Source organism: Amycolatopsis azurea DSM 43854 (genome assembly GCF_001995215.1).
GTDB lineage: Bacteria > Actinomycetota > Actinomycetes > Mycobacteriales > Pseudonocardiaceae > Amycolatopsis > Amycolatopsis azurea.
This window is the reverse complement of sequence record NZ_MUXN01000005.1, coordinates 39,262-64,167: the sequence shown is the minus strand read 5'-3', so window position 1 is coordinate 64,167 and position 24,906 is coordinate 39,262. Positions and strand designations below refer to the sequence as shown.

Genomic DNA, 24,906 nt, shown 5'->3' with positions numbered 1-24,906 from the left:
GCTGATGCCATGACACTCGCACCTGAGCAGGTCGACGAATGGACCGTCGACACCCTCGATCTCGACGCTTACCTCCGCCGCATCGGCCAGGACCGCGCCAAGCCTTCCGCCGCCGCGTTGCGTGAGCTGGCGAGGGCGCACATCCTGGCCGTTCCGTTCGAGAACGTCGATGTGGTTTTGGGACAGCACAAGGGAATCGCGCTCGAAGACGTGATCGGCAAACTCGTCCACCGTCATCGCGGCGGCTACTGCTACGAGCACGGAAGCCTGTTCGCCGCGGCCGCCGAGCAGCTCGGCTACCCCGTGCGCCGCCTGGTCGCGCGGGTGCAACCGCAGCGGAACGGCCCGTACACGCATATGACGCTCGCCGTCGAGGCCGACGGCGTCCAGCACCTGGTCGACGTCGGTTTCGGCGCTGGGATGCTGGTACCGATGCCGCTGGTCGACGGCGCCGTGGTGGAGCAGGCGGGCTGGCCGCACCGGCTCGTCGCCGACGGCGACTGGTGGCGTTTGCAGAAACAGGAAGGCGACGACTGGACCGACTTGCACGCCTTCACGCTCACGCCGATGCACCGGATCGACTACGAGGTCTACCACCACTACACGTCGACACATCCGCGTTCGCCGTTCACCGGGCAGCTGGTGATCATGCGCCTGGAAGAAGGGCTCAGCCGCAAGCTGGTCGGCACCGAGCTCACCGTCGAACGCCCGGACGGGACCAAGGAGACCACGCCGGTCCCACCCGAACGGCTCGACGCGACACTGCGCGAGCTGGACGTCGTCCTCACCGAGGACGAACTCGCGAAGTTGCTGAAGATCTACCCGGGCTGAGCGCTCAGAGTTCGAACTCCGCGCGCTTGTCCTCGGGGACGAGATCCTCGTACTCGCGGTGCTTCGCGATGTACGAGCGCACGTACGGGCAGTAGGGCAGGACGGACTTGCCCTGCGACCGGACGTCGTCGAGCGCGGCTTTCACGAGCTTGCCCGCCAAGCCCTGGCCCGCGAAGTCGTCCGAGATCTCGGTGTGCAGGAACAGGACCGCGTCCGGGCGGGTGCGGGTATCCAGGAACCCCGCGGTCTTCCCGTCCACGACGATGTCGTAGCGGTCTTCCCCGGCTTTGATCTCGACACTCATTCAACGGCTCCGAAAAGTTCGTCCGGAGGCGCGGGGCGACCCAGGTGGAAGCCCTGCGCCTGGTCACAGCGCAGCTCACGCAGGACCGCGAGCTGCTCTTCGTCTTCGACGCCTTCGGCGACGACGATCAGGTCGACGGCGTGCGCCATCGCGATGATGCTCTTGACGATCGCGGCCGCGTCGCGCGATTCCGCGATGCCGGTGACGAAGGTGCGGTCGATCTTGAGCGTGTCCAGCGGGAGCCGTTGCAGCTGCGCGAGCGACGAATAACCGGTGCCGAAGTCGTCGATCGCCAGCGTGACACCGAGATCGCGCAACGACGTCAGGACTTCGGCGGCCGCGGCCTGGTCCCGCATCAGCGCGCTCTCGGTGACCTCCAGGGTCAGCGCGTGCGGCGGGAGCCCGGTCGTCTTCAACGCGTCCTGCACACCCGCCACCAGATGCGGGTCGTCCAGCTGCCGGGCGGACAGGTTGACCTTGAGATTCAGGTCGATGCCGAGTTGCCGGCGCCGCCGGGCGATCTCGCGCGTGGTCGTGCGCAGGACGTACTTGCCGATCAGGTTGATCAGGTCGCTTTCCTCGGCCAGCGGGATGAACTCGGCGGGCGAGATCGTGCCGTGCGCCGGATGTTTCCAGCGCAGCAACGCCTCCACGGCGACCATCTCGCCGGATTCGATGTCCACGACCGGCTGGTAGGCGGTCCAGAGTTCCTCGTTCTGCAAGGCGTCGCGCAGGTCCTGCTCCATGCGGAGCCGCCGCTGCATCCGCTCCCGCAGTTCGACGTCGAAGAACTCGTACCGCGCGCGGCCGAGCGTTTTCGCCTGGTACATCGCGACATCCGCGTCCCGCAGCAGATCCTCGGCGGTCCGGGTGTCGTCGTTGGCCGCGGTGACGATGCCGATGCTGGCGTCTATGTGCAGTTGCCTGCCGTTGACCGTGATCGGTTCGGTCAGCGCCTCGCGCAGATGCTCGGCCAGCGCCTTGATCTCGTCCGGTTCGGTGATCTCCGCGGTGACGACGACGAATTCGTCGCCGCCGAGCCTGCCGACGAGATCGCTCTCTCCGATGCACCGGCGCAGCCGTTCCGCCGCGATGCGGAGCACCTTGTCGCCGACGGAATGCCCGAGGGAATCGTTGATCACCTTGAACTTGTCGAGATCGATGAACAGCAGCGTGGTCAGCTCGGCGCGGCCGGCGCCGGACAGGGCCTCGGCCAGGCTGTCCAGGACCAGCGTCCGGTTCGCGAGTTCGGTGAGCGGGTCGTGCGTCGCCTCGTGGGCGAGCCGCTCGCCGATGGCGCGGCGTTCGGTGATGTCGGTGAACGAGGTGACCACCGCCATCGCCGACGGGTCTTCCGGCGTGAGCAGCCGTGAGGTCAGCGAGATCCAGACGTCGTCGCCGGCGGGCCTGCGCAGCCGCAGCACGAGCCCGGTCTGCGTGACCCGGGTGCGCCTGGTCACCACGGACGGGATCCGGGCGGGCGGGATGCGGCCCTGCTCGTCGTACAGCTCCAGCGTCACGCACGGGACGCCGATGAGGTCGTCGTGTTCGATGCCGATGATCCGGCAGGCCGCCGGGTTCGCCGATTCGATGAGGCCGCCGGGGCCGACGACGACCACGCCTTCGTCGAGCGACGCGACCACGGTGCTGTAGTGCTGTTCGGCGCGCCGCCGGGCCGTTTCGTCGGCGCAGACCAGGACGAAGCCGTCGTTCATCTCCGCGGCCGAGATGCGGATGGCCAGGGTCGAGCCGTTGCGGTGACGGTGGGTCGTCCGCAGGACGCCGCCCTTGCGCAGCACGGTTTCCGGGTCGAGCGCGGCGCCGACGAGGTCGCTCACCGTGCCGCCGATCGCCTCGCCCGCCGTCCAGCCGTAGACGTTCTCCGCGGCTGGGTTCCAGCTGGTCACCATGCCCGTGCCGTTGGTCGCGATGATCGCGTCGCTGACGTGGCTGATCAGCGCGGCTTGGTAGCGCAGCGTCGCTTCGGCGGCCTTCTGCGCGCTGATGTCGCGCATGATGACCTGGAACGCGGGCCGGTCTTCCCAGGTCGTTCGCACCGAGATGCTCTGGACCAGGTACTTCGTGCCGTCGAGGCGGAGCATGACGGTGTCGGCGGGATCGGTCGACGCGCCCTGGCGGTGCAGCGACGCGATCCTGTCCAGCAGGGCCGGGAGTGATTCGTCGGCGACGAAGTCCATGATCGGCCGGCCGATCAGTTCGGCGCTCGAGGACGCCCCGAGCGCGGCGACGGCGGCCCGGTTCACGTACGTGACGATTCCTGCTTCGTGGACGCAGACCGCGTCGGGACTCAGCTCAACCAAAAGCCGGTAACGGTCAGTGAGATCTTCGAGGGCTTGCCGGTTCTCGCGGACGTCGGTCACGTCGGTGGCGATCCCGAGCAGTCCCGACGAGCCGTTGTCGTCACCGATGGTGCGGGCGCGCAGGCGGACCCAGCGGATCTCGCCCGCGGGGTTCCGGAACGACTGCTCGAGTTCGAACTCGCGCCAGGGCGGGGAAGTGCGGGTGCCCGAGGTCAGCGGGGCGACCAGATCGGCCAGCCGGGACTCGACGTCGGCTTCGGTGAGGGCGGCCCCGCCCAGCAGGTTCTCCAGGCCGGGCAGCCAGGACAGCCGCTCGCTCTCGAAGTCGTACGACCAGATGGCGGCGTGGTCGCCCGCGAGGCCGAGATCGCCGACCGGCTCGTTTCCGAGCGGTTTGCCTGTCGGATGACCGGAATTTCCGGCCCCCGGCACGGCGAGGGCGTCAGCCTCCATGATCCGTCCGTACCCCCTCTACCGGTGCTGGCACCGTCGATTACACCACCCGCGAAGGGCGCTGTATACGCGAACCGAAGGTGGGCCACCGCTGATATGCGCGAAAGCATATGAATACACACTGTGTGACGGACATACGCTAACGTGTTCCATCGAGTGAATAATTTTTGGTTAACTTCACCCATTCGGCGGTGAGTTGCGGTAAAACTACGGTTCGCTCGTTCCCGGGTGCGAAAGGTCTCAGCTGGTGGATGACGACGACGTTTCGGTCGCCGACCTGCTCATTCGCGAGGGCTGGGACGACCACGAGGAGTCACGGGCAAAGTCACGCTGGAGAGTTATCGCGGTGGTGATCGCCGTGGTCGTCGCCTGCGGCGCGGCCGGCGTTCTCGTCGGGTTCGATTCCGATCCCGAGCAGAATGCGCAGCCGAACAACATGAGTGTCATCGAGATGCCGAAGCGGCCTTCGGAGAACAGGGGAGCCGGCGCGACGTCGGCTGTCCCGTCCACTGAGACGGTCGAAACCGGCGAAGGCGGGACTTCCTCGCAGCCCAGCAAATCGACGTCGTCGAGCCGTCGCACGTCGAGTTCGGCCGCGTCGACGTCCGACACCCCGGACGAACCGACGGCGACACCGACTTCGCATGAGCCCGCCGATCCGCCGAAGCCGACGGGATCGACAGGCGCCCCGCAGCCGCCCAACCCGACCCCGCCGCCGCCCTCCACGACGCCGACCGAAGAATGCAACCTGTGGCCGAAATGGCTCTGGTGCTAGGGCGCCCGCGATAAGTCCGGCTCCCGGTCTTTGCCGAGGTGGTTGAACAGCAGGTTGAGGGTGAAGGCGACGATCGCGGCGACCGTGATCGGGCTGCCGCAGATGGTCTGCAACCACGCCGGGAAGTGCTGGAAGAAGATCGAGTTCCCGAACCGGTTCGTCGAGAACGCGGGCAGCAGGCCGACCCCGAACGACACCGCGACGATGAACGTGTTGTGGTTTCCGGAGAACTCCACCTTCTTCAGGTTCTGCACGCCGACCGCGGCGACCATCGCGAACATGACCACCGCGACCGCGCCGATCACCGGTTCCGGCACGGCCGCGACGAACGCGCCGACCTTCGGCACCAGGCCCATCAGCACGAGCAGGCCGCCCGCCATCGCGACCACCCAGCGGCTGCGCACCCCGGTCATCTGCACGAGGCCGACGTTCTGCGCGAAAGCCGTGTCCGGGAACGAGTTCATCGCGCCGCCGAGGATGGCCGAGAGACCGTCGGTGGCGAGTCCGCGCGCGAGGTCGGAGTCGGTCGCGGGCCGTCCGGTGATCTCGCCGACCGCGACCAGGTCCGCGGTGGATTCGGTGTAGGTCACCAGCATCACGACGCACATCGAGAGGACGGCCGCGATCGGGAAGGTCGGCGGGCCGAAGTGGAACGGCGACGCGAGGCCGAACCAGGCGGCTCCGGCGATGCCGTCGAACTTCACCAGGCCCATCGGGACGGCCGCGGCCAAGCCGATCAGCAGTGCCAGCAGCGGGCCGATCTGGTTCGCGAAGCCGCGCAGGACCCGCGTGAACAGGATGATCACCGCGATCACGCCGAACGCGAGGGCGATGTTGGCGGGCTTCGCGTAGTCCGGTGACGTGGTGTCGTGGCCGGCGATCAGGCCGACGCCGGGGCCGATGAGCGAGATGCCGATGACGACGAGCAGCGTGCCCGAGACCAGTGGCGGGAAGAACCGGATCATCTTCGCGAACGGCTTCGCGATGAGCAGGCCGAACACACCTGACGCGATCATCGCGCCGTAGACGGCCTGCATGCCGTACTGGGACGCGATCATGATCATCGGGTTGACCACGGTGAACGTCGCGCCCGCCACCACCGGCAGCCGGATACCGAAGATCTTGCCGATCCCGATCGCCTGAATGAGCGTCGCGATTCCCGCGACCAGCAGATCCGCGTTGACCAGCAACGCGATCGTCGCCGCGTCGAGTTTCAGCGCGCTGCCCACGACGAGCGGGACGGCCACCGAGCCCGCGTACATGATCGCCATGTGCTGGAGGCCGAGCAGGGTCAGCTTCGGCAGCGGCGGGCGGGCGTCGACCGGGTGGATCTCGGGCCGGCTCATGCACCCCTCCTCACGTGCGGGAACACCAGTGGACTCGTCGGGCATGACCGTAGCGCGTCGGCCGCGTGAGGATCACGTGTCGAAATCCCCGGAGCTGTGTTGAATGGACACCGGGTACAACGGAAGGAGCGCCGATGGAGACCGTCCTCGTCGTAGGGGCCGGGCAGAGCGGGTTCGGAGTGGCGACCTCGCTGCGGGACAAGGGGTTCGACGGGCGGGTGGTGCTCATCGGCGACGAACCCGGGCTGCCGTATCAACGTCCTCCGTTGTCGAAGGGCTATCTCGCCGGGACCGCGGGTGACGCTCAGTTGCGTTTGCGCCCCGAGGACTTCTTCGCGGAGAAGAGCATCGAACTGATCCCGGGCCGCGTCGCGTCGGTGGATCGCGACGGCGCCAAGGTGGTGCTCGAGGACGGGAGCGCTCACGAGTACGACCACCTCGTCCTGGCGACGGGCTCGGTGAACCGGGTGCTGCCGGTGCCCGGGTCCACTTTGGACGGTGTGTTCACCTTACGCACCAAGGACGAAGCCGATGTCCTGCGCGCCGCACTGGAAAGCGCGGAGAACGTGGTCGTGGTCGGGGGCGGGTTCATCGGGCTGGAGTTCGCCGCGCACGCCGGGCGGCCCGTGACGATCGTCGAAGCGCAGGACAGGCTGATGGCCCGCGTCGCGACTCCGGAGGTCTCCGCGTACTTCGCCGCTCTGCACGAGGGGGCCGGGCACACGATCCTGCTCGGCAAGGGTGTCGCCGCGCTGCGCGGTGAGGGCCGGGTGACCGAGGTGGAACTGAGCGACGGCAGCCTGCTGCCCGCCGACCTGGTGCTGGTCGGGGTCGGGGTGGAGCCGCGGACCCGGCTCGCCGAAGAGGCCGGGCTCGCGGTGGCCAACGGTGTCGTCGTCGACGAGCACCTGCGTACGAGCGACCCGAAGATCTCGGCGGTCGGGGACTGCGCGAACTTCCCGTGTGTCCAGGCGGGGACCGCGACGCGGCTGGAGTCGGTGCAGAACGCCGTCGACCAGGCGCGGGCGGCGGCCGCCGTCATCACCGGCGAACCGGCGCCCTATGACAGCCTGCCGTGGTTCTGGACCGACCAGCTCGGCGCGAAACTGCAGATCGCCGGGATCCTGACCGGGGCGGGCGAGACCGTCGTGACCGGGGATCGGGAGGGCGGGAAGTTCTCGGTGCTGTCTTTCCGGGACGGCGTGCTGGCCGGGGTCGAGTCGGTGAACCGGCCGCCGGACCACATCGCCGCGCGGCGGCTGTTCGCCGCGGATCCGGCGCCGCGGTTCGAGCTGCTGGAGGCCAACGGCTTCGATCTGAAGGCGACCTTTGCGTCAACCCGTGGTTGACGATTGAAGATCGTCAACCTAAAGTTGACGGTATGGCGAATCCAGTCCGGCTCGACGACCTCATCTCCCACATCAAGCAACAGCATCCCGACGGCGACGTGCTCGGCCAGCTGTCCGACGCGGTCTTCCTCGGCGAGCACCTCGGCGAAGTGGCCGACCATCTGATCGGCCACTTCGTCGACCAGGCGCGGCGTTCCGGCGCCTCCTGGACCGAAATCGGCAAGAACATGGGTGTGTCCAAGCAGGCCGCCCAGAAACGCTTCGTCGAATCCAGCGGCTCTTCGCTCGAAGACCTGGTGAAGGTGTTCAGCCGCTACACCGATCGCGCGCGGCACGTCGTCGTCGCTGCGCGGGACGCGGCCGTGACGGCGAAGAGTCCGCAGATCGAGCCCGTGCACCTGGTCCTCGGCCTGCTCGCCGAACCCGCGGCGCTCGCCGCCGGGGCGATCGTGGCGCAGAAGGTGACCCTCGAAGCCGTCCGCGAGGCCGCGACGGCGGCACTACCGGAACCCGCCGACGAACCGGCGGAAGCGGCGAAGATGGCCTTCGGGGCGCAGGCCAAGAAGGCGCTCGAGCTGACGATGCGGGAGTCGCTGCGGCTCGGGCACAACTACATCGGCACCGAGCACATCCTGCTGGCCCTGTTCGAACTCGAGAGTGGTTTGCTCATCGAGCTCGGTCTTACGAAAGAGAAGACCGAGGCGGCGATCTTGGGGGCTCTAGAGGAGATCGTAGCGACCAGGGAGGGCTGAAGGGGCCCTTCACCGCATGCGACGCGGTGAAGGACGCTTTCGTCTCATGGGATGTGGGGAAAGTCCCCTTCAGCGGTTATCCACAACACCCCGGTTGTCCACAGGTCGGGGAATCGGGTCTGGGCAGACGTCGTGGCGGGCCCCACGATCGAAGAATGAAAAAAGGATCATGGGGCGACGACCCCGAACTCCTGATGGAGACCAGCGACCACGGCGTCATCCGCGCGATGCGCCTTCAAGAAATGGGCGTCTCTTCGACCACGACCTATCGAAGATGCGGACCCAGCGGCCCATGGACGAGACTCTTGCCGGGCATCGTCCTCCTCTTCAACGGACCGCCCACCCGCGAGCAACAGATCGCCGCGGCGATGTTGTACGGCGGCGAGACCGCGCTGCTCACCGGCGGTGAGGCTTGCCGGATCCACGGCCTGCGTAATGCGCCCGACACCGGCGAAGAGATCCATCTGCTCGTGCCGCACGAACGGAAGCTCCACAACTACGGCTTCGTGGTCGTCGAGCGGACACAACGGATGCCCCGAACGGTGCGCCGAGATGGACGGCCGCTGGCGGAGGTCACTCGTGCGACTCTCGACGTCTGTCGCAGACAGACCGAGGTCAGGCCTGTGCGGGCTCTTATGAGCGAAGCGGTTCAGCGCAGGTACAGCTCGTTCGAGCGGTTGTCCCGCGAACTGGCCCATGGCAGTCAGCGCGGTAGCGCGGTGCCCCGGCTGGTGCTCACGGAGCTGGCTTCCGGGCAAGAGTCGATCGCGGAGATCGATGCCCGGCGGGTTTGGGCGCGTTCCGGACTCCCGGAACCGATGTGGAACAAGAAGCTGTACGACGAGGAGGGACGGTTCGTGGCGAAACCGGACGCCTGGTTCGACGATGTCGGGCTGGCGTGGGAGGTCGACTCACTGTCGTTCCATCTCCAGGTCGTGAACGGATTCGACCGGACCTTGGCAAGGAACGGGCGATACGCGGCGGCCGGCGTCTTGGTGCTCCAGACCTTGCCGTCGAGGCTGCGGACAGAGCCGGACAAGGTGGTCGAAGAGCTGCGGGCCGCACATGCCGCGGCCGCGGCTCGGACCCGGCCGAACGTTCGGATCGCAAGTTGACGAAGGGGCCCTTCACCGCATGCCATGCGGTGAAGGGCCCCTTCGTTGCGTCTTATGCGGGGAAAGTCCCCTTCAGCTCTCAGGCGGAGGACTCGGGACGGCCGTCGGCCGCCCAAGCGGTGTGAAACGAACCTTCCCGGTCGACCCGGCGGTACGTGTGGGCACCGAAGTAGTCACGCTGCCCCTGCACCAGCGCGGCGGGGAGCCGCTCGGCGCGCAGGCCGTCGTAGTAGGCCAGCGCGGTCGAGAAGCCCGGGGTCGGGATGCCGAGCCGCACCGCGGTGGAGATCACCGAACGCCAGGAGTCCTGGGCGTCTTCGACGGCCTTGCGGAAGCCGCCGGAAGTCAGGAGCGTCGGCAGGGCGGGCTCGTCGGCGTACGCGGCCGTGATGTCGTTCAGGAACTTCGCGCGGATGATGCAGCCGCCGCGCCAGATGGACGCGACCTTGCCGAGGTCGATGTCCCAGCCGTATTCGGCGCCGCCCGCCTGGATCTGGTTGAAGCCCTGGGCGTACGCCACCACCTTCGACGCGTACAGCGCCTGCTCCACGTCGTCCGCGAAGGTGTCCAAAGCGGACCCGGTGAGCGGAGCGCGCGAAGGACCACCGAGACCGCGTGAGGCCTCACGCAGGTTCGACGAACCGGACAGCGAACGCGCGAAGACGGCTTCGGCGATCCCGCTGATCGGCACCCCCAGGTCCAGTCCGATTTGGACGGTCCAGCGGCCGGTGCCCTTCTGCTCCGCCTGGTCCGCCACGATGTCGACGAACGGCTTGCCGGAAGCGGCGTCGGTGTGGGCCAGCACCTGCGAGGTGATCTCGATCAGGTACGAGTCCAGCCGTCCGGAGTTCCAGTTCTGGAAGATGCCGGCGATCTCGGCGGGGGAGTAGCCGCCCGCGCCGCGCAGCAGGTCGAACGATTCGGCGATCAACTGCATGTCGGCGTACTCGATGCCGTTGTGCACCATCTTCACGAAATGCCCGGCGCCGTCCGCGCCCACGTGCGTGCAGCACGGTTCGCCGTCGACCTTCGCCGAGATGTCCTCGAACAGGGGCCCGAGCGACTCGTACGACTCCTTGGAGCCGCCCGGCATGATGCTCGGCCCGTGCAGCGCGCCCTCCTCGCCGCCGGACACCCCGGTGCCGACGAAGTGGATGCCCTTCTCGCGCAGCGCGGCCTCGCGGCGCCGGGTGTCCGCGAAGTGCGCGTTGCCCGCGTCGACGATCACGTCGCCCTTCTCCAGCAGCGGGACGAACTCGTCGATCACGGCGTCCGTCGGCGCACCGGCCTTGACCATGATCACGACCTGGCGCGGCCGCTCCAGCGCGTCGATGAACTCCTGCGCCGAATACGCCGGGATGAAGTCGCCTTCGTCGCCGAACTGCTCGACCAGTTCCTTCGTCCGCTGCTCGGAGCGGTTGTGCAGGGCCACCGTGTGCCCGTGCCTCGCCAGGTTCCTGGCCAGGTTGCGGCCCATGACCGCCAGGCCGGTGACCCCGATGCTCGCCTTCTTGCTCATCCGCACCCTTCCGCTTCGATTCCCGTGCCGAGCCTATCCCCGTTGAGGGATACGGCGCCGGGGCGAGAAGGGATCAACGCCGAGTTGTCCACAACCTGGCCGGCCTGTGGACAACTCGGCTCGGCCACCCCTGGCCGACAGGGGGCGCCGGTACGCTGGGTGCGGGGCCGTCCCCCAGGGATGGGCGGGGGGTTCAGGCGCGCGGGCGAGGGGTTTCGAGCGCGGCGGGTGGGGTGTTCAGCCGCGGTCGGCGGGCTTTTCGGGGGCGGTGTCGAGGGCGTCGAGGACGGCGTCGCCGTTCGCTTTCGCCCACTCGGTCAGCGCCTGGATCGGGTCGATCAGCGTCGCTCCGAGCGGAGTGAGTTCGTATTCGACGCGGGGTGGCGCCTCGGCGTAGGCGTGGCGGCGGACGAGTCCGTGCGCTTCGAGCCGCCGGAGCGTCTGGGTGAGCACCTTGCGGGAGATGCCGCCGATCAGCGCGACCAGTTCGCCGTGGCGCACCGGGCCCTCGCTGAGCCCGGCGAGCACGACCACCGTCCACTTGTCGGCGATCAGCTCGACCGCCAGCCGCGCCGGACAGTCGGCGAGGAAGAGATCACCGGAACCGCTCACGGCACCCAAGGTACCTGCCGGTTCCTTTCGGAAACCTAGCTTGAAGCCATGCGAATCATCACCCAGCAGGCGCTCGGCGGTCCCGAAGTGCTCATCGTCGTGGACGCGCCCGAGCCCAGGCCCCTGCCCACCGAAGTCCTCGTCCGCGTCAAGGCGATCGGCCTCAACCCGCTGGAAGCGCGCCTGCGCGCCGGAGAGTTCCCGCTGATCGGACAGCCGCCGTTCGTCCTCGGCTGGGACGTCAGCGGCGTGGTCGAAGCGGCGCGGACCTGGCGGTTCAGGCCCGGCGACGAGGTGTTCGGGATGCCGCTGTTCCCGCGGGCGGCGAACGCCTACGCCGAGGTCGTGTCGGCGCCCGCGTTGCACCTGGTGCGCAAGCCGGCGTCGCTCTCGCACGTCGAGGCGGCGGCGCTGCCGATCGTCGGGCTGACGGCGTGGCAAGGCCTCGTCGACCTCGGCGGCGTGACCGAAGGCGACCGCGTCCTGATCCACGGCGGCGGTGGCGGGGTCGGTCACGTCGCCATCCAGCTCGCGAAAGCGTTCGGCGCGCACGTGATCGCGACCGCCAGTGAGAGCAAACGGGAGTTCGTCGAGGGGTTCGGCGCCGACGAAGTGATCGACTACACAGCGGTCGACTTCACCGAGGCGGTCCGCGACATCGACGTCGTACTCGACACGATCGGCGGCGACACCGTCGAGCGCTCGCTCGAAGTGCTCCGCCCGGGAGGCCACCTGGTGACGGCGGTCGCCGAGGAGGATGCGGAGCTCATCGCCAGGTACGAGACGGCAGGCAAGCGCTTCAGCGGCATCGCGGTCGACCCCGACCCGGTCGCCCTGCGAGGTCTCGCCGACCTCGTCGACCAGGGCAAGCTCCGCGTCCACGTACAGGAGACGTTCCCGTTCGAGCGCGTCGCCGACGCGCATCGGCTGCTCGACGGCGGCCATCTCCGGGGCAAGCTCGTCCTGACTGTCTGAGCATCCCGAATGTCCTGAGTGGAGCGCGTCAGGAGAAGCAGCGGATCGGGGCGCCGTTGAAGGTGACCATGTCCGCTATCGCGGCCCCCAGATCGATCGGCGCGCCCCACTCCAGGCCGTCCAGTTCGGCATAGGCCCGGTGCAGGTTCGCGGGCAGTCGTTCCTGTTCGGACAGTGCGTCGTAAGGCCCGAGGTCCGCTTCGCGCGCGGCCTGAAGAGGCGTCAGGCCCGCGGCCTTGCCGTGCGACGCGAGTTTCTGCAGGAAGCCCAGGTACCCGTCGACGACGTCGATCGCCTCGGGCCCGCACACCGGGCCGTGGCCCGGCACGATCGTCTCCGGCTCCAGCTCGCGGACCAGGTCCAGGGCCTTCCGCCAGCCCGCGGGGGAGCCCATCAGCGCGAACGGGCTGCCCCCGTTGAAGATCAGGTCGCCGACGAACAGCACCCGCCGCTCCGGCAGCCAGACCAGCACGTCGTTGGTGGTGTGCGCGGCGTGCCCGGGGTGGATCAGCTCCAGCCGGACGTCGCCGGCGTGCACGGTCAGCCGGTCGTCGAACACCACCTCGGGCGGCCGCAGCTCCAGATGCCCCCAGTCGCTTCCCGTGAACGAGTTCTCGTAGGTGTTGATCCCGGTCGCGACCATCACCTCGCGCGTCTTCCGGTGCCCGACGATCGTCGCGCCCGCCGCCAGGTAGTTGCCGTTCGTGTGGTCGCCGTGGTGATGCGTGTTGACCACGGTCGTCACCGGCGCCCCGCCGGTCGACGACGCGGTCTCCAGCAGGGCGCGCGTGCGCCGTTCGGTGGAACAGGTGTCGATGACCACGGTGTGGTCGCCCGCGGCGACGAAGCCGCAGTTGTTGATCCACCAGGAACCGTCGGGTTGCACGTACCCGAAGACATCGTCGGAGACTTGCCGGGCGAAGGGGGATTGGTCCACCTGGTCACTATGCCCGGTGGACATGCCCGGAATGTGACGAGATCGTTCCGCCACCAGGGTGACGTACCAGGTGACTGGTGTTTTCGGCCGTTTCCTGGAACGCTGCGGAATGTCATCATCGAACCCCGCAAGGTGAAGTACCCTGGGTGGGTTCGAGTATTCGCGCGCAGGACGGCGGGAAGCCGCGGTCCTGGCTATGTGGTCCGGGAGAGCAAGGCTGATGGCCAGCACCGTCACCTCGCGCCGGAAGCAGCTCGGGAACGAGCTCCGGCATGCCCGCAACGCCGCGCGGATGACACAGCAGCAGGTCGCCGAGGTTCTCGGCTGCACCCAGGGCAAGGTCAACAAGATCGAGTCCGGTGCCGTCGGGGTCAAACTCGGGGATGTGCGATCGATGCTGAACGCGTTCGGGATCAACGGCGACGAGGCCGACACGCTGATGAACCTGGCCCGCGCCGCGGCCGGGCAGCGCGGCCACTGGTCCGGCTATCGATCCGTGGTACCGCACTGGTTCCGCACCTTCACCGACCTCGAACCCGCGGCCGCGGAGATCCTCACCTGGCACGGCGAGCGCATCCCCGGCCCGTTGCAGTCCGAGCACTACATGCTCAAGCAGTTCACCGAAGCCGGCGCCACCGACGTCACCTCGTTGGTCCGCAACCGGCTGGACCGCAAGGCCGTCTTCGAACAACAGCAGCCGCCCTACTACCGGTTCATCATCAGCGAAGGCGCCCTGCGCCGCGCTCCCGGCGGTTCCGCCCCGGCGGTGATGCTCGACCAGGTCGAGCATCTGCTGGCGCTGGACAAGCATCCGCGCGTGTATGTGCACGTCCTGCCGTTCGGCGCCCGCCTCGCCGCGGTGCCCAACGACTTCACCATCATGCGTTTTCCCGATCGCACCAGGGATTTCGTCTACATCGAGCATTCCGCGGGCGGGTTGTACCTCGACGACGTCAAGGACTTCAACATCTTCGTCGACTCCTGGGACAGGCTGCGCGGCGCCGCGCTGGAACGCCAGGAAACCCGGCAGTTCCTCAAGGAACTCGCCGAGCTGTACCGCAATCAGATGCAATCCTGAAGATCGACGACGTCCCTTCGGTAGGGTCATGGACGTGGATCCGCAGTTCCTGCCCGAGGGTGTCGATCTCGAGCGGCCCAACGCCGCCCGGATCTACGACTGGGCACTCGGGGGAACCGCGAACTGGGCGGTGGACAGGGAATTCGGCGAGCAACTGGTCAAGGCCTTCCCGCTCATCCGCTCCCTCGCCAGGGCCAACCGGGCCTTCCTCGGCCGTGCGGTGCGGTATTGCGCCGAGCACGGCGTGAACCAGTTCCTCGATCTCGGCTCCGGCGTGCCCACTGTCGGCAACGTCCACGAGATCGCCGGAGAGGTCGACGAAGACAGCCGCTGCGTATACGTCGACAACGAACCGGTCGCCGTCGCACACGGCAGGATCCTGCTGGAAAGAGGCGGGGATCCCGCCAGGCACGCGGTGATCGGCGGCGACCTGCGCGACGCCGACGACGTCTGGGAACGCGCCTTCGACACCGGCGTGCTCGACCCGGCCCGGCCGGTGGCCTTGCTCACCGTCGCGGTCCTGCACTTCGTACCGGGCCCCGAGCTCGCCGCCGTCATCGCGAGGTACCGGAGACTCCTGCCCGAGGGCTCCTTCTACGTTCTTTCCCACGTCACGATGTCCGATGTGGAAGGCGACGAACTCGAACAGATCAAGCGCGTCGTGAAGCAGTACGAGCAGTCCAGCACACCCGCGTCCTTTCGCGACAAGGAAGAGATCCGCGGCTTCTTCGGCGATTTCGACCTCGCGGCGCCCGGTCTGGTCCCGGTCGGCGCATGGCGGCTGGACGACCCCCGCTCTCCTGCGCTTAACTGCGCCATCGGCGGGGTCGCCCGCAAACCGGTTTCCGACGAGGTGTGACGGCATGACGACGCAGCAGGACCCCCGAGACCCCGAAGCTCCCGAAGGTGTCGACCTCGAACGACCCAACGTGGCCAGGGTGTACGACTGGTTTCTCGGCGGTTCCGCCAACTGGGCCATCGACCGCGAGTTCGGCTCGCAGGTGCTCAAGCAGTTCCCGGAGGTCAAGACCTTCGCCCGGGTCGGGCGCGACTTCCTCGGCCGCGGCGTGGGATACCTGGCCCGCCAGGGGATCACGCAGTTCCTCGACATCGGCTCCGGCGTGCCCACCGTCGGCAACGTCCACCAGATCGCGAGCGCGGTCAACCCGGACAGCCGCGTCGTCTACGTCGACATCGAGCCGGTCGCCGTCGCGCATTCGCAGCTGCTGCTGGAACGGGAAGGCCTGCTCGGGCGGCACGCGGTCCTGCAGGGTGACGTGCGGGATCCCGCCGACATCTGGAAGCGCGCCCTCGAAACCGGGGTGCTCGACCCCCGCCAGCCGATCGGGCTGGTCCTCGTCGGCCTGCTGTACTTCCTCGGCCCGGACGTGCCCGTCCACGAGATCGTCCAGCGCTATCTCGACTTCTTGCCGCCGGGCTCGTACTTCCTGTCCTCGCATCTGACCGAGGACGGCGTCACCCGCAAGGAAGGCGACAACCGGGAGAACGTCCAGGAGCTCTACAAGAAGACCTCCGCGCCGTTCCACCTCCGGTCCCGAGCGGAGTTCACCGCGTTCTTCGACGGCCTGGAGCTGGTGGAGCCGGGGATCGACTGGATGGCCACCTGGCATCTGGACGAGGCGGCTTCCCGCGCGAGCGACCGGTTCGCGGACGACCCGACCTTCACCGGCGGGCTCGGCGGCCTGGGCCGCAAGCCCTGAACCCTCAGGCCCGGCCGGTCAGATGCCCGATCAAGGGCGTCAGCTCGAAGTGACCTTCGAGCGGCCGGCCGGTTCTGATCAGGTCCCGGTGCGTGCCGCGCGGGAGCGGGAAATCGACTTCGGAGTTCCATGGTGGCTGCTTGCGCAGCGGGGCCTGGATGAGGCTGAACCCGAACCGCTGACGCAGTTCGAGCCCGATGTTGCGGCGCTTCGTCGATGCCAGGCGTTCGTCCTCACGGCGGAACAGCAGCGTGGTGAGGCGGACGGCCATGACGGTCACACTCCCCGGCTCGGGCGCGGCAACCGCGTCTGGTCGACCGAACCGGCGAGACCGAGACAACGCTCACACGGCATCCCCGAACCGACGGGGATCCATTCCAGGTGGTCGTAAGGCATCGCCGCGCCGCAACGGGCGTGCAGGAACTCGGGGTGCGAGCCCCCGGAGTGCAGGTCGAAAAGGTGCGCGGAGCGGCGGCTTTCGCCCGCCGTCCCGGCCATGAGCCTGCCGACGGCGAGTACCGTCGCAGGCATCGTGTCCTGAATGATCACGCTGATCCTCCCCCACGAGGTCGGCGGTGGGTGGTCGTGCGCCCCGGGGATCGTGTCCCGGCCGGTCACCTGCCGTCGGTGACCAGCTGGAACGGGCGAACTCCCTGGTGAGCGCCCCGGTGACGGCTGTCGCCGAGGTTCTCGCATACTGCGGGCGAATCACCAACAACCGAGCCCCGGCCGCTGCGATTAATCCTACTCCTGGAATAATCTTCATGTCGAGAGTGGGCGGAGTTGATCACCCACTTGGCCGTGCGGGATAGTCCCGTTGAGGCAAGGAGAAGCTGGGGCCGTGACGGTTCGCGCAGGTCGCGTCTCGCACCCCCGACCGACGTTCGGAGGTACGACCAATGGCCGATTATCCATCGGCGGCGGATTACGATCCGACCACGGCCGTGTCGCTGTTCGACGACTCCGCGTGGGAGAAGTCCTTCGCGAGCGAGCCCAACGGAGGTAACTGTGTCGAGGTCAACCTCGCCCACGAAGGCCTGGTCGGGGTCCGTGACACCAAACTGGCGAAGAGTCCCGTCTTCGTCTTCGATTCCGGTGAGTGGAACGCCTTCCTCCAGGCGGTCAAGGCCGGACAGTTCGATTTGAGCCCCTGACGAAAGGCTCGCGTGCCCTGCCGGGACACGCGAGCCATCCGATCTTCGGTCACTTCGAGTCACACCGTCGCCGGGAGCCCGTTCCCGCGGAGCCTGGATTTGGTGCGCCTCCAGGCGATGGTGATCAGGACGGCCAGGACGATCAGCGGGATCAGGCTGATCGACCAGCTCACCGCCATCGGCGGTCCCGGCTGTTCGAGCACCGTCAGATCGCGGAGTTCCCCCGTGCCCTTGCCCGCGGGACCGTCGATCTCGAACCGGAACGTCCACGCGCCCTGCGTCTGCAAGGCCCGGATGTCCAGTCCCCACACCTCCAGCTTCCGCGGATGCTTCGCCAGCGGCTGCGCGCGGCCCAGCCGCCCGGTCTCCGGATTGACGAACGCGAGCGTCCCCGACTTCCCGGCGATCCCGTCGTCCGGGATGAACGTGAAGTCCAGCGATTGCATGGCGCGCAACGGCCACGTGCTGAAGCCGACCGTCATCCCGTACGGGCCGACCTGCACCCGCTCGGTGTGGACGATGTTCACCGGTTCGTAGGCGTTCGCCGCGGGCGTGGTCGCGAACAGCAACCCGATCGCCGCCGCCAAGGCCAGCAGTGTCTTACGCATGCGCGTCGTCCCCCTTCGCCGGGGCCAGCAGCCTCAGCATCCCGCCGAACCGCCACCCGGCGAACCCGCCGAGCAGCCCGAACACCGCGCCGGCGGCGGCGGTCCCGAACACGAGCGCCCACTCGACGTGCGAGGCCCCGTACACGATCACGTTCTGGATCGGCATGCTCGCGCCGACCAGGAACCCGCCGATCCCGCCGGCCAGCACCGAAACCCGGCCGGCGGAGAGGCCACGCCGCGAAAGCAGGTAGACCGCTTCGAGCACGGCCGCGATCGGCAGCAACGCCATCGGCATCATCGCGGGCATCGCGGGCACGCCGTCGATGTAGTCCCGCATCGGCAACCCGACGGCGCTCGCGTACGCCTCCGCCGCCCACGGCGAGAACCACCAGGTGATCGCCTGGATGACCGCCAGCGACGCGGCGACCCGGACCGCGCCGCCCGGCCGTCCCCAGAACCCGGCGCCCGCCGAGACCAGCAGCACCGAAAGCAGCGCGATGCCCACGGAGATCACGTCGACCAGGTCGACGTCGATCTGCTGGAGCCCCAGCACGGTGACCGTGCTGAACGCGATCAGCACGCCGAGGCTGCCGACCACGCCGAGGGTGCCCCAGCGGTGCTCCCGCGCGGCCGCGAACACCATGACCGTGCCGATGATGCTCAGCGTGATCGACAGCAGCAGCCCGATGTGCGGCGGCGAGTCGATCACCGCGTCGAAGCCGTACAGCCCGTGCCACCACTGGTCCCACAGGCCGTACAACAGGAACATCGCCGCGCCGGTCCCGGTCACCAGATAGCCGGCCGGTGCGGCGAAAAGCTTGCCGAAGACGTTGATCGCCCGGCCGCCGACGCTCGCGTCGACCTGGCGGCCCGCCCGCCGCGCGGCCGTGGTCATCAGCACGACCACGAGACTCGCGAGCCCGGAGATCGCGCTGCCCGAATACAGGAACAGATGCGGCAGCGTGAAGAACGTGTCCGGTCCGACGTCGCCGTGCCACTGGATGTCCCAGGTCAGCCCGATCAGTGAGATCACCGATCCGGCCAGTACCGTGCCCGCCGGTACGAGCCCGGCGCGTTCGCTTCGTGCCACCGAGGCGACCCTCGCCCCTCCCGCGGTGAGATCCATACCCCCTGACCTCCCTCTCCTACTTGACCAGCAAAGGAAAAACGTGCTGCGTGGAGCCGGACGGCCCGCGCAGTGAAACGGTGATCTCCCACTGCCCCGACATCGGCAACAGGACGTCGCCGGTGCGGAACCGGCCCGGCGCCTGGGCGATCGCGGGCGACGGGGCGAGCGCGTGCCCCATCTGCGGCATCACCGGTTCGACGGTGACGACGTCCGGCGTGGCGCCGCTGACGGTCAGGGCGAAGACATTGCCGCCCTGGTGCGGATCCTCGACCGAAAGCCGCACGGTGTACGGGCCCTGGGTCGAGCTCTGCACCTGTTCCCCGCCGCCGCTCGGCCACACCAGCCAGGCCACGATCGCCGCCACGAGCACGGCGACGACGGAAATGAGCAGGACGGGCTTACGTCTGTCCACTATGGACGTCTTGGTGGTCATTGCGGCGCCCCTTCCGGCGGGACTTCGAGCTGCATGGGCACGGTCAGCACCGTGTAGTCGCGTTCGGCCTGCAACCAGATCCGGTACTTGCCGGGGGCGGCGAAGGTGTAGGTGAACGGGACGTCGGGGCCGTACGCGGCGACGGTCTCATCGGGCTTTCCCGGCATACCGGGCGATTGCGGGATCATCGAGTGCACATGGGCCCAGGTCGGCGCGGCAGCGGCATCCGCGCCGACCCGGCTGTCGCCGGTTATCGGGCCGACGACGATCAGGTGGCCGAGCATGCCCAGCCAGGGTTGGAGATCGGCTTTGCCGAACCGCGCGGTGATCGTGGTCGGTGTCCCCGGCTTGACCTCGACGTCGACCGGGTTCCCGTTCACGACCTTCCGGCCGGCGCCCGTCGGCACGGGCTCGGCGGGGGAGTCGTTGCCTGTCGCGACATCCATCGTGGCGCGGACCAACTGCACCCCACCACCTCGCCGGGCGACCTCGGCGGCGACGGCGTAGGTCCCCGCCTCGGGCGGCGTGAACTTCACGCGGTAGTCGCCGGGGGCGACGCGCACCGGATGCAGATGCCAGAGCCTGCCCGTCGGCGAGATGACGACGAGATGCACCAAGGCGTTGTCGTGCACCAGAAGATCGTCGACAGGGCGTCCGGTCGCGCCGTCGGAGAAGGCGAGCCGGACCTCGGCGAGGCCGCCCGATCGCGCGTTCGGCGCCTTCACCGCCAGGTTCACCGGCGGCCGCGAGAAGTCCACAGTGGACATCTGCGCGTTCGCGTACGGGTCCTGGACGTTGTCGATCGTCGGGTCCAGTGCCGCGCCCGGCGCGGGTGGTGCCGGTGTCGACGCCGAGAGCATCGCGCCGGTGACCGCGACCGCGAGCGCGGCGACCATCCCGCCTGCCGGGATCAGCGCGAGCTGTGGTCTCCGGACGCGCAGCGCGACCACGAGACCGATCACCAGGAACACGCCCGCGGCGACGAAACCGCCGAAGGTGGCCTTCTCCCAAGGAGGGATGACCCTGGCCGGGACGAGGAACGGGATCGACGCGGTGTCCGTCCCGTCGTCGAGGCCGAGCTCCCACGGCCCGGGCTGGTCGACCTTCAGCAGCGCCGGATGGGCGCCGGGTTTCCCGTCCAGCTGGACCGTGGCTTCGGAAAACGTGTTCCCGGCTGTCGACGCGCGCAGTTTCAGTGTGCCCGGTGCGCTTCCGGCGTGCGTGACGACGTCGACGTGCAGCGGCCCGGGCGCGATGTCCATCCGTCGCAGCACGATCGTGAGGTCCCGGGTGCCGAGCGTCTGCGCGACCTGGACGTCCGCCCCGCTCGACACGCCGTCCGCCCGGGCCGTGCCGCCCCACAGCAAGGAAGCCAGCGCACAGAGCACGAGTACGCGGGCGATGACCAACGGCGCCGCGCGCCGCCCCCTCGGTGATTTCCCCATCCTGCCTGAAGTTAACGACGGAGGCCGGGGAAAGCGTCACGGCGCCGGGTGAACCTGGGTCCCCCGTACAGGGGACCGTCTCCCTTACTCCGGTCGGGGGCTGAAGGGGACTTTCCCCGCAAGGGATGCGGTGAAAGCGCCCTTCGCCTCGTCTTATGCTGGGAAAGCGTCCTTCAGCCGCCCAGGAAGCGGTAAGCGCGCGGATGCGCCCGGAACCAGACGTTCAGCCTGCCGATCCGGCGCACGAGAGACGAGCGCAACGTCGTCGGCACCAGCCCGCCGGCCAGCCGCACCACGGCCCGGAAGCGGTCGAACCGGCGCTGGTCCTGTTCTGTCCACTGTAGACCGAGGCGTTCACGCAGCGCGGGCGGAAGAGTGCCGCGGATGACGAACATCTGCCCCCGATGCTGCCACCGCTGGAGCCGCACCCACTGTTCGTCGGGCAGCCATCGCCAGGGTTTCTTCACCGTCCGGATCGTCTCGAACAGCGTCGAGATCGTCCCGTTCGGACCGAAGCCGTCGATCGTTTCCGCGTAGTACCGCTCGAATTCCGGCCACGTCGGCGGCATGTCCTGTTCGCGGAGCCCGAGAAGACGGCCGACGTCGCACATCTGCGCGTAGTACTCGTCCAGTTCGGACGCGGTCATCGGCTTGCCGTAGAACCGTTGCGTGTCAACGGGAACCATGACGAGCGTGGCGTGCACCCAGGCGTACGCGCGCGGGTTCAGCGCGCTGTACCGGCGGCCTTCGGCGTCGACCCCGGTGAACCCGCGATGCAGCGCGCGCAACCGGTTCGCCTCGTAGCGCGCGCCTTCGGGGCCACCGTAGATGTAGATGGACAGCGACGCGGCCGTGCGCATCAGCCGCGTCCACGGATCCTCGACGTAGTCCGAATGATCCCGCACCCCGGCCGCGACGACCGGATGCGCGACCTGCAAGACCAGCACCTGACCCGCCAGCAGCCCGGCCCGGAAGTCGCCGAAGTACCGCCACGCCGCCGTCCCCTTGACGATCAGCGGACCGCTCATGACGCGCCGCGGACGAGCATCATCAACGACTGCGCCACCCCGACGCCATCGTCGCCGGTGGCCAGCCTGCGCAACTGCAGTCCGGCGATGATCGCCACGACCGGACCGGTCAGCCGTTCCGGCGACGGCACGCCGAGCGTCTTCAGGATCACCAGCGCGAGCTCGTCGTAGGCGGCGAAACACCGCGCGGCCGCGTCCTGCAGGCCGGGGTCGCGCGCGGCCTGGAGGTACAGCTCGTGCGCGCCGAGTTCGTCGGTGCCGAACGGTAGCTGCGAGATGACCTGCTCGACCACCGACGCGGCCTGCTCGACACTCAACCCCTGCTCGCGGTAGGCGTCCACGAAGCCGGTCAGCTTCGTGGTCTCCTCCTCGACGAACAGCAGCATCGCCTCGCGCAGCAACGCGGTCTGGCTGGGGAAGTGATAGGTCAGCGTGCCGAGCGAGACGCCGGCCGCGGTCGCGATCCGGCGGTTGGTCAGCCCTCCGACGCCCTGTTCCCCGACCACCTTGAGCGCGGCGTGGAGGATCGTCTCGCGGGTGTTCACCAACCGGTCTCGGGCTTGCGGTCCTGCCACCGTTCGACCTCTTCCAGTTGCGCGGCCAGCGAGATCAGCCGTTCCTCCGCATGCGAGGGGCCGAGCAGCTGGCCGCCGAGCGGCAGGCCTTCCGGGCTCAGCCCGGCGGGGACGTTGACCCCCGGCCAGCCCAGCACGTTCCACGGCCAAGCGTAGGGGCAAGCGGCGATCATGGCCTGGTCGGTCTGCCAGCCGGAGAGCTTGTCGAAGGTGCCGATCCGCGGCGGCGGGGTCGCGGTGGTCGGCGTCAGCACGACGTCCACGCGGCCGAACACGGAGCCGATCTGCCGTTGCAGCAACGGTTCCGTGGCCCTGGCCAGCCGCAGCGCCGGTCCGGCCAGCGCCGAGCCCTGCCGCGCGTTGGCCCGCGTGCGCGGGTCGAGCCGGGCCTGGTCCGGGACGCGACGGGACCAGTCACGCACGCCGACGAGCGAACGCGGCAGGAAGGTGAGGCCGATCAGCCGGTAGTCGGGTTCGATCTCGACGATCTCGTGGCCGAGTTCGGCGAACCGCTCCGCGAGCCGGACGACGGCCGCGTGCGCATGCGGGTCGAGCCGGGTTTTCGTGGCGGTGAAAGGGATCCTGGTGGACAGGCCGATCCGCATCCGGCCCGGTTCGCGGCGCGCGGCCGACTGGAACGCGGTCCCGGTGCCCGCCGCGACGTCGAGCAGCAGGGCCGCGTCGGCGACGGTGCGCGCGAGCGGGCCGACCACGGTCAGGCCGTGGAAGAGTTCGCGTTCGGTCGGGACGCGGCCGCGCTGCGGTTTGATCCCGACCAGATCGGTCCACGCGGCCGGGATCCGGATCGACCCCGCCCCGTCGGATCCCAGCGCGGCGGCGATCACCCCCGACGCGATGGCCGCCGCCGCGCCGCCCGAGGAACCGCCCGGGGTGCGCTCGGTGTCCCACGGATTGCGGGTCGCGCCGAACGCGGGGCCTTCGGTGAACGGCCATTGGCCGAGTTCCGGGGTGTTGGTCTTGCCGATGAGCACCGCGCCCGCCTCGCGGAGAGCGGTGACGGGCGGGGAATCCGTTGTCGCGACCGAGAAGTCGCCTTCGCAGCCGAACGCCGTCGGCATCCCGGTGACGTCGAGGTCGTCCTTGATCGCGGTGGGGACGCCGAGCAGGGGAGCGGTCTCTCCGGCGGCCAGCCGCCGGTCGGCCTCCTCGGCCTCGCGAAGGGCCTCTTCGGCGCGAAGGCTTTTGAAGGCGTTGAGAGTCGGCTGGCTGGCCTCGGCCTTCTCGAGCGCCAAGCGCGTGAGCTCGACCGACGTCGTGGCTCCGGTGGCGAGCATCGCGGCCTGTTCGGCCAGGCCCGTGAAGGCGAGCTCCGGTTTCGACGTGGTCATGGCTCCCCCTGCCTCTCTCGTTCGTTCAAACGAACGATACCACCGGGTAACCTCGATCGCGCGTCTTCGGTGTGGTTACGTGACCTGCATGAACCTGGATCGCTTCCCCCGCGTCGACCTCGGTGGCCATCCGACGCCCCTGCATCCGGCGCCCCGGCTGGGCGAGGCCCTCGGTCTGCCGAACCTGCTGCTCAAACGCGACGACGTGCATCCGCTCGGCGTGGGCGGCAGCAAGCTGCGCAAACTCGAATTCCTGCTCGGCGCGGCGATCGAGAACGGCGCCGACACGGTGATCACCTTCGGCGCGCTGCAGACCAACCACGGCCGCCAGACCGCCGCCGCCTGCGCGAAGCTCGGGTTGCGCTGCGAACTGGTGCTCACGGCGAAGGTCCCTCGCGACGGCGACGCGTACGAACGGTCCGGCAACGTCTCCCTCGACCATCTCTTCGGCGCGAACGTGCACGTCTGCCGTGACGGCGAGGAGACCGGCAGGACCTACGACCGGCTGATCACCGAGGCCGCGGCCGAGGGCCGCAAGGTGGCCACGTTCCCGGTCGGCGGGTCCGACGGCGTCGGCGCGCTCGGCTACGTGGTGGCCGCGCGCGAGATCGCCGGGCAACTCGCCGAGCGGGGAGTCACGAAAGCGAGGCTGGTCGCGCCGCACGCCAGCGGCGGGACGTCCGCCGGGCTCGTCGTCGGGACGGCGGACCTCGACTGGCTGACACTGGACATCGCCTGCGTCAGTCATCCGGTCGACGAAGCCCTGGACAACCTGGCCGATCTCACCATCGCGGCCTCCGTGCTGCTGGGAACCGAGCCGCCGTCACTCGACGGTCTGCACATCGACGACCGCGCGATCGGCCCCGGCTACGGGATCCCGACCGCCGCGACGTGGGACGCGATACGGCTTTTCGGCCGCACGGAAGGGATCGCGCTCGATCCCGTGTACACCGGCAAGGTGGGTGCCGCGCTGGTCGAGTGGGCCGCCGAAGGCCAGTTCGCGGCCGACGAGCACGTTGTCTTCCTGCACACGGGAGGACTGCCCGGTCTCTACGGTTACGCCCCTGAGTTCACCGACGCGGTGAGCCGCTGACGCG

At 68.8% G+C, this 24,906-nt stretch carries 26 protein-coding genes; 11 read left to right on the top strand and 15 right to left on the bottom strand.

Going from position 1 to position 24,906, the window contains the following annotated elements; all coding sequences use genetic code 11:
* The first annotated feature begins 9 nt into the window (after positions 1-9).
* A complete protein-coding gene (locus tag B0293_RS08160; protein ID WP_005163427.1) occupies positions 10-831 on the top strand; it encodes an arylamine N-acetyltransferase family protein in 822 nt (273 codons plus the stop codon).
* A gap of 4 nt (positions 832-835) precedes the next feature.
* Here the strand turns inward: B0293_RS08160 and B0293_RS08155 are convergent, their stop codons facing one another.
* A complete protein-coding gene (locus tag B0293_RS08155; protein WP_005163431.1) occupies positions 836-1,135 on the bottom strand; it encodes a GNAT family N-acetyltransferase in 300 nt (99 codons plus the stop codon).
* A complete protein-coding gene (locus tag B0293_RS08150; protein WP_005163433.1) occupies positions 1,132-3,909 on the bottom strand; it encodes a sensor domain-containing protein in 2,778 nt (925 codons plus the stop codon). Before B0293_RS08150 ends, B0293_RS08155 begins: the two co-directional genes overlap by 4 nt.
* Before the next feature lie 247 nt (positions 3,910-4,156).
* Here B0293_RS08150 and B0293_RS08145 point away from each other — a divergent pair, with 247 nt between their 5' ends.
* Positions 4,157-4,684 carry a hypothetical protein gene (locus B0293_RS08145; protein WP_005163434.1) on the top strand — a complete coding sequence of 176 codons (528 nt, stop codon included), beginning with the start codon at positions 4,157-4,159 and terminating at the stop codon, positions 4,682-4,684.
* Here B0293_RS08145 and B0293_RS08140 read toward each other — a convergent pair.
* Entirely contained in the window at positions 4,681-6,030 is a 1,350-nt protein-coding gene (locus B0293_RS08140; RefSeq protein WP_005163435.1) for a nucleobase:cation symporter-2 family protein, read from the bottom strand. The genes B0293_RS08145 and B0293_RS08140 overlap by 4 nt on opposite strands.
* A gap of 134 nt (positions 6,031-6,164) precedes the next feature.
* Between B0293_RS08140 and B0293_RS08135 the strand changes: the two genes are divergently transcribed.
* From B0293_RS08135 to B0293_RS08125, 3 genes are all read left to right on the top strand, one after another.
* The gene (locus B0293_RS08135; RefSeq protein ID WP_005163436.1) at positions 6,165-7,379 is read left to right on the top strand and encodes an NAD(P)/FAD-dependent oxidoreductase; all 1,215 of its coding nucleotides are present in this window, start codon (positions 6,165-6,167) and stop codon (positions 7,377-7,379) included.
* A 32-nt stretch (positions 7,380-7,411) separates the two neighbouring features.
* On the top strand, positions 7,412-8,131 hold the full coding sequence (locus tag B0293_RS08130; RefSeq protein WP_005163440.1) for a Clp protease N-terminal domain-containing protein: 720 nt from the start codon (positions 7,412-7,414) through the stop codon (positions 8,129-8,131).
* Positions 8,132-8,286: 155 nt separating this feature from the next.
* Complete coding sequence (locus B0293_RS08125) at positions 8,287-9,246, top strand: hypothetical protein (protein WP_143254532.1); 960 nt, start codon at positions 8,287-8,289, stop codon at positions 9,244-9,246.
* A 79-nt stretch (positions 9,247-9,325) separates the two neighbouring features.
* Here the strand turns inward: B0293_RS08125 and gndA are convergent, their stop codons facing one another.
* Together gndA and B0293_RS08115 are read right to left on the bottom strand one after the other, a co-directional pair.
* Positions 9,326-10,765: an NADP-dependent phosphogluconate dehydrogenase gene (gndA, locus tag B0293_RS08120; RefSeq protein ID WP_005163446.1), complete on the bottom strand. Its 1,440-nt coding sequence runs from the start codon at positions 10,763-10,765 to the stop codon at positions 9,326-9,328.
* Between the two features lie 237 nt (positions 10,766-11,002).
* Positions 11,003-11,377, bottom strand: coding sequence for a winged helix-turn-helix transcriptional regulator (locus tag B0293_RS08115; RefSeq protein WP_005163448.1), 375 nt, complete (start codon positions 11,375-11,377; stop codon positions 11,003-11,005).
* Positions 11,378-11,425: 48 nt separating this feature from the next.
* Here B0293_RS08115 and B0293_RS08110 point away from each other — a divergent pair, with 48 nt between their 5' ends.
* Positions 11,426-12,352, top strand: coding sequence for an NADP-dependent oxidoreductase (locus tag B0293_RS08110; RefSeq protein ID WP_005163451.1), 927 nt, complete (start codon positions 11,426-11,428; stop codon positions 12,350-12,352).
* Positions 12,353-12,380: 28 nt separating this feature from the next.
* Here B0293_RS08110 and B0293_RS08105 read toward each other — a convergent pair whose 3' ends face one another.
* Positions 12,381-13,289, bottom strand: coding sequence for an MBL fold metallo-hydrolase (locus tag B0293_RS08105; protein ID WP_245192026.1), 909 nt, complete (start codon positions 13,287-13,289; stop codon positions 12,381-12,383).
* A gap of 220 nt (positions 13,290-13,509) precedes the next feature.
* Between B0293_RS08105 and B0293_RS08100 the strand changes: the two genes are divergently transcribed.
* From B0293_RS08100 to B0293_RS08090, 3 genes are read left to right on the top strand one after another with little or no spacing between them, the layout of a single operon-like run.
* Entirely contained in the window at positions 13,510-14,367 is an 858-nt protein-coding gene (locus B0293_RS08100) for a helix-turn-helix domain-containing protein (protein WP_005163455.1), read from the top strand.
* Between the two features lie 28 nt (positions 14,368-14,395).
* On the top strand, positions 14,396-15,226 hold the full coding sequence (locus B0293_RS08095) for an SAM-dependent methyltransferase (protein ID WP_005163456.1): 831 nt from the start codon (positions 14,396-14,398) through the stop codon (positions 15,224-15,226).
* A 4-nt stretch (positions 15,227-15,230) separates the two neighbouring features.
* Positions 15,231-16,088: an SAM-dependent methyltransferase gene (locus B0293_RS08090; protein ID WP_005163458.1), complete on the top strand. Its 858-nt coding sequence runs from the start codon at positions 15,231-15,233 to the stop codon at positions 16,086-16,088.
* A gap of 4 nt (positions 16,089-16,092) precedes the next feature.
* Here the strand turns inward: B0293_RS08090 and B0293_RS08085 are convergent, their stop codons facing one another.
* A complete protein-coding gene (locus B0293_RS08085; protein WP_005163461.1) occupies positions 16,093-16,359 on the bottom strand; it encodes a hypothetical protein in 267 nt (88 codons plus the stop codon).
* 5 nt (positions 16,360-16,364) lie between these two features.
* Positions 16,365-16,637, bottom strand: coding sequence for a hypothetical protein (locus B0293_RS08080; protein WP_005163464.1), 273 nt, complete (start codon positions 16,635-16,637; stop codon positions 16,365-16,367).
* 350 nt (positions 16,638-16,987) lie between these two features.
* Between B0293_RS08080 and B0293_RS08075 the strand changes: the two genes are divergently transcribed.
* Positions 16,988-17,242 (top strand): DUF397 domain-containing protein, encoded by a 255-nt coding sequence (locus B0293_RS08075; protein ID WP_005163467.1) that lies wholly within the window; start codon positions 16,988-16,990, stop codon positions 17,240-17,242.
* A 59-nt stretch (positions 17,243-17,301) separates the two neighbouring features.
* Here B0293_RS08075 and B0293_RS08070 read toward each other — a convergent pair whose 3' ends face one another.
* The 7 genes from B0293_RS08070 to B0293_RS08040 all read right to left on the bottom strand — a co-directional run bounded on the left by B0293_RS08070 (position 17,302) and on the right by B0293_RS08040 (position 23,809).
* Entirely contained in the window at positions 17,302-17,850 is a 549-nt protein-coding gene (locus B0293_RS08070) for a hypothetical protein (RefSeq protein WP_005163470.1), read from the bottom strand.
* Entirely contained in the window at positions 17,843-18,976 is a 1,134-nt protein-coding gene (locus B0293_RS08065; protein WP_005163477.1) for a hypothetical protein, read from the bottom strand. Before B0293_RS08065 ends, B0293_RS08070 begins: the two co-directional genes overlap by 8 nt.
* 19 nt (positions 18,977-18,995) lie before the next feature.
* Positions 18,996-19,412, bottom strand: coding sequence for a FixH family protein (locus B0293_RS08060; protein ID WP_005163493.1), 417 nt, complete (start codon positions 19,410-19,412; stop codon positions 18,996-18,998).
* The gene (locus tag B0293_RS08055) at positions 19,409-20,857 is read right to left on the bottom strand and encodes a hypothetical protein (RefSeq protein ID WP_052014541.1); all 1,449 of its coding nucleotides are present in this window, start codon (positions 20,855-20,857) and stop codon (positions 19,409-19,411) included. The genes B0293_RS08060 and B0293_RS08055 overlap by 4 nt, the downstream gene beginning before the upstream one ends.
* Before the next feature lie 173 nt (positions 20,858-21,030).
* Positions 21,031-21,885 (bottom strand): oxygenase MpaB family protein, encoded by an 855-nt coding sequence (locus tag B0293_RS08050; protein ID WP_005163506.1) that lies wholly within the window; start codon positions 21,883-21,885, stop codon positions 21,031-21,033.
* Complete coding sequence (locus B0293_RS08045; RefSeq protein WP_005163507.1) at positions 21,882-22,430, bottom strand: TetR/AcrR family transcriptional regulator; 549 nt, start codon at positions 22,428-22,430, stop codon at positions 21,882-21,884. The genes B0293_RS08050 and B0293_RS08045 overlap by 4 nt, the downstream gene beginning before the upstream one ends.
* Positions 22,427-23,809: an amidase gene (locus tag B0293_RS08040; RefSeq protein ID WP_005163509.1), complete on the bottom strand. Its 1,383-nt coding sequence runs from the start codon at positions 23,807-23,809 to the stop codon at positions 22,427-22,429. Before B0293_RS08040 ends, B0293_RS08045 begins: the two co-directional genes overlap by 4 nt.
* A gap of 88 nt (positions 23,810-23,897) precedes the next feature.
* Between B0293_RS08040 and B0293_RS08035 the strand changes: the two genes are divergently transcribed.
* Positions 23,898-24,902, top strand: a complete 1,005-nt coding sequence (locus B0293_RS08035) for a D-cysteine desulfhydrase family protein (RefSeq protein WP_005163512.1) — start codon at positions 23,898-23,900, stop codon at positions 24,900-24,902.
* Positions 24,903-24,906 lie beyond the last annotated feature (4 nt).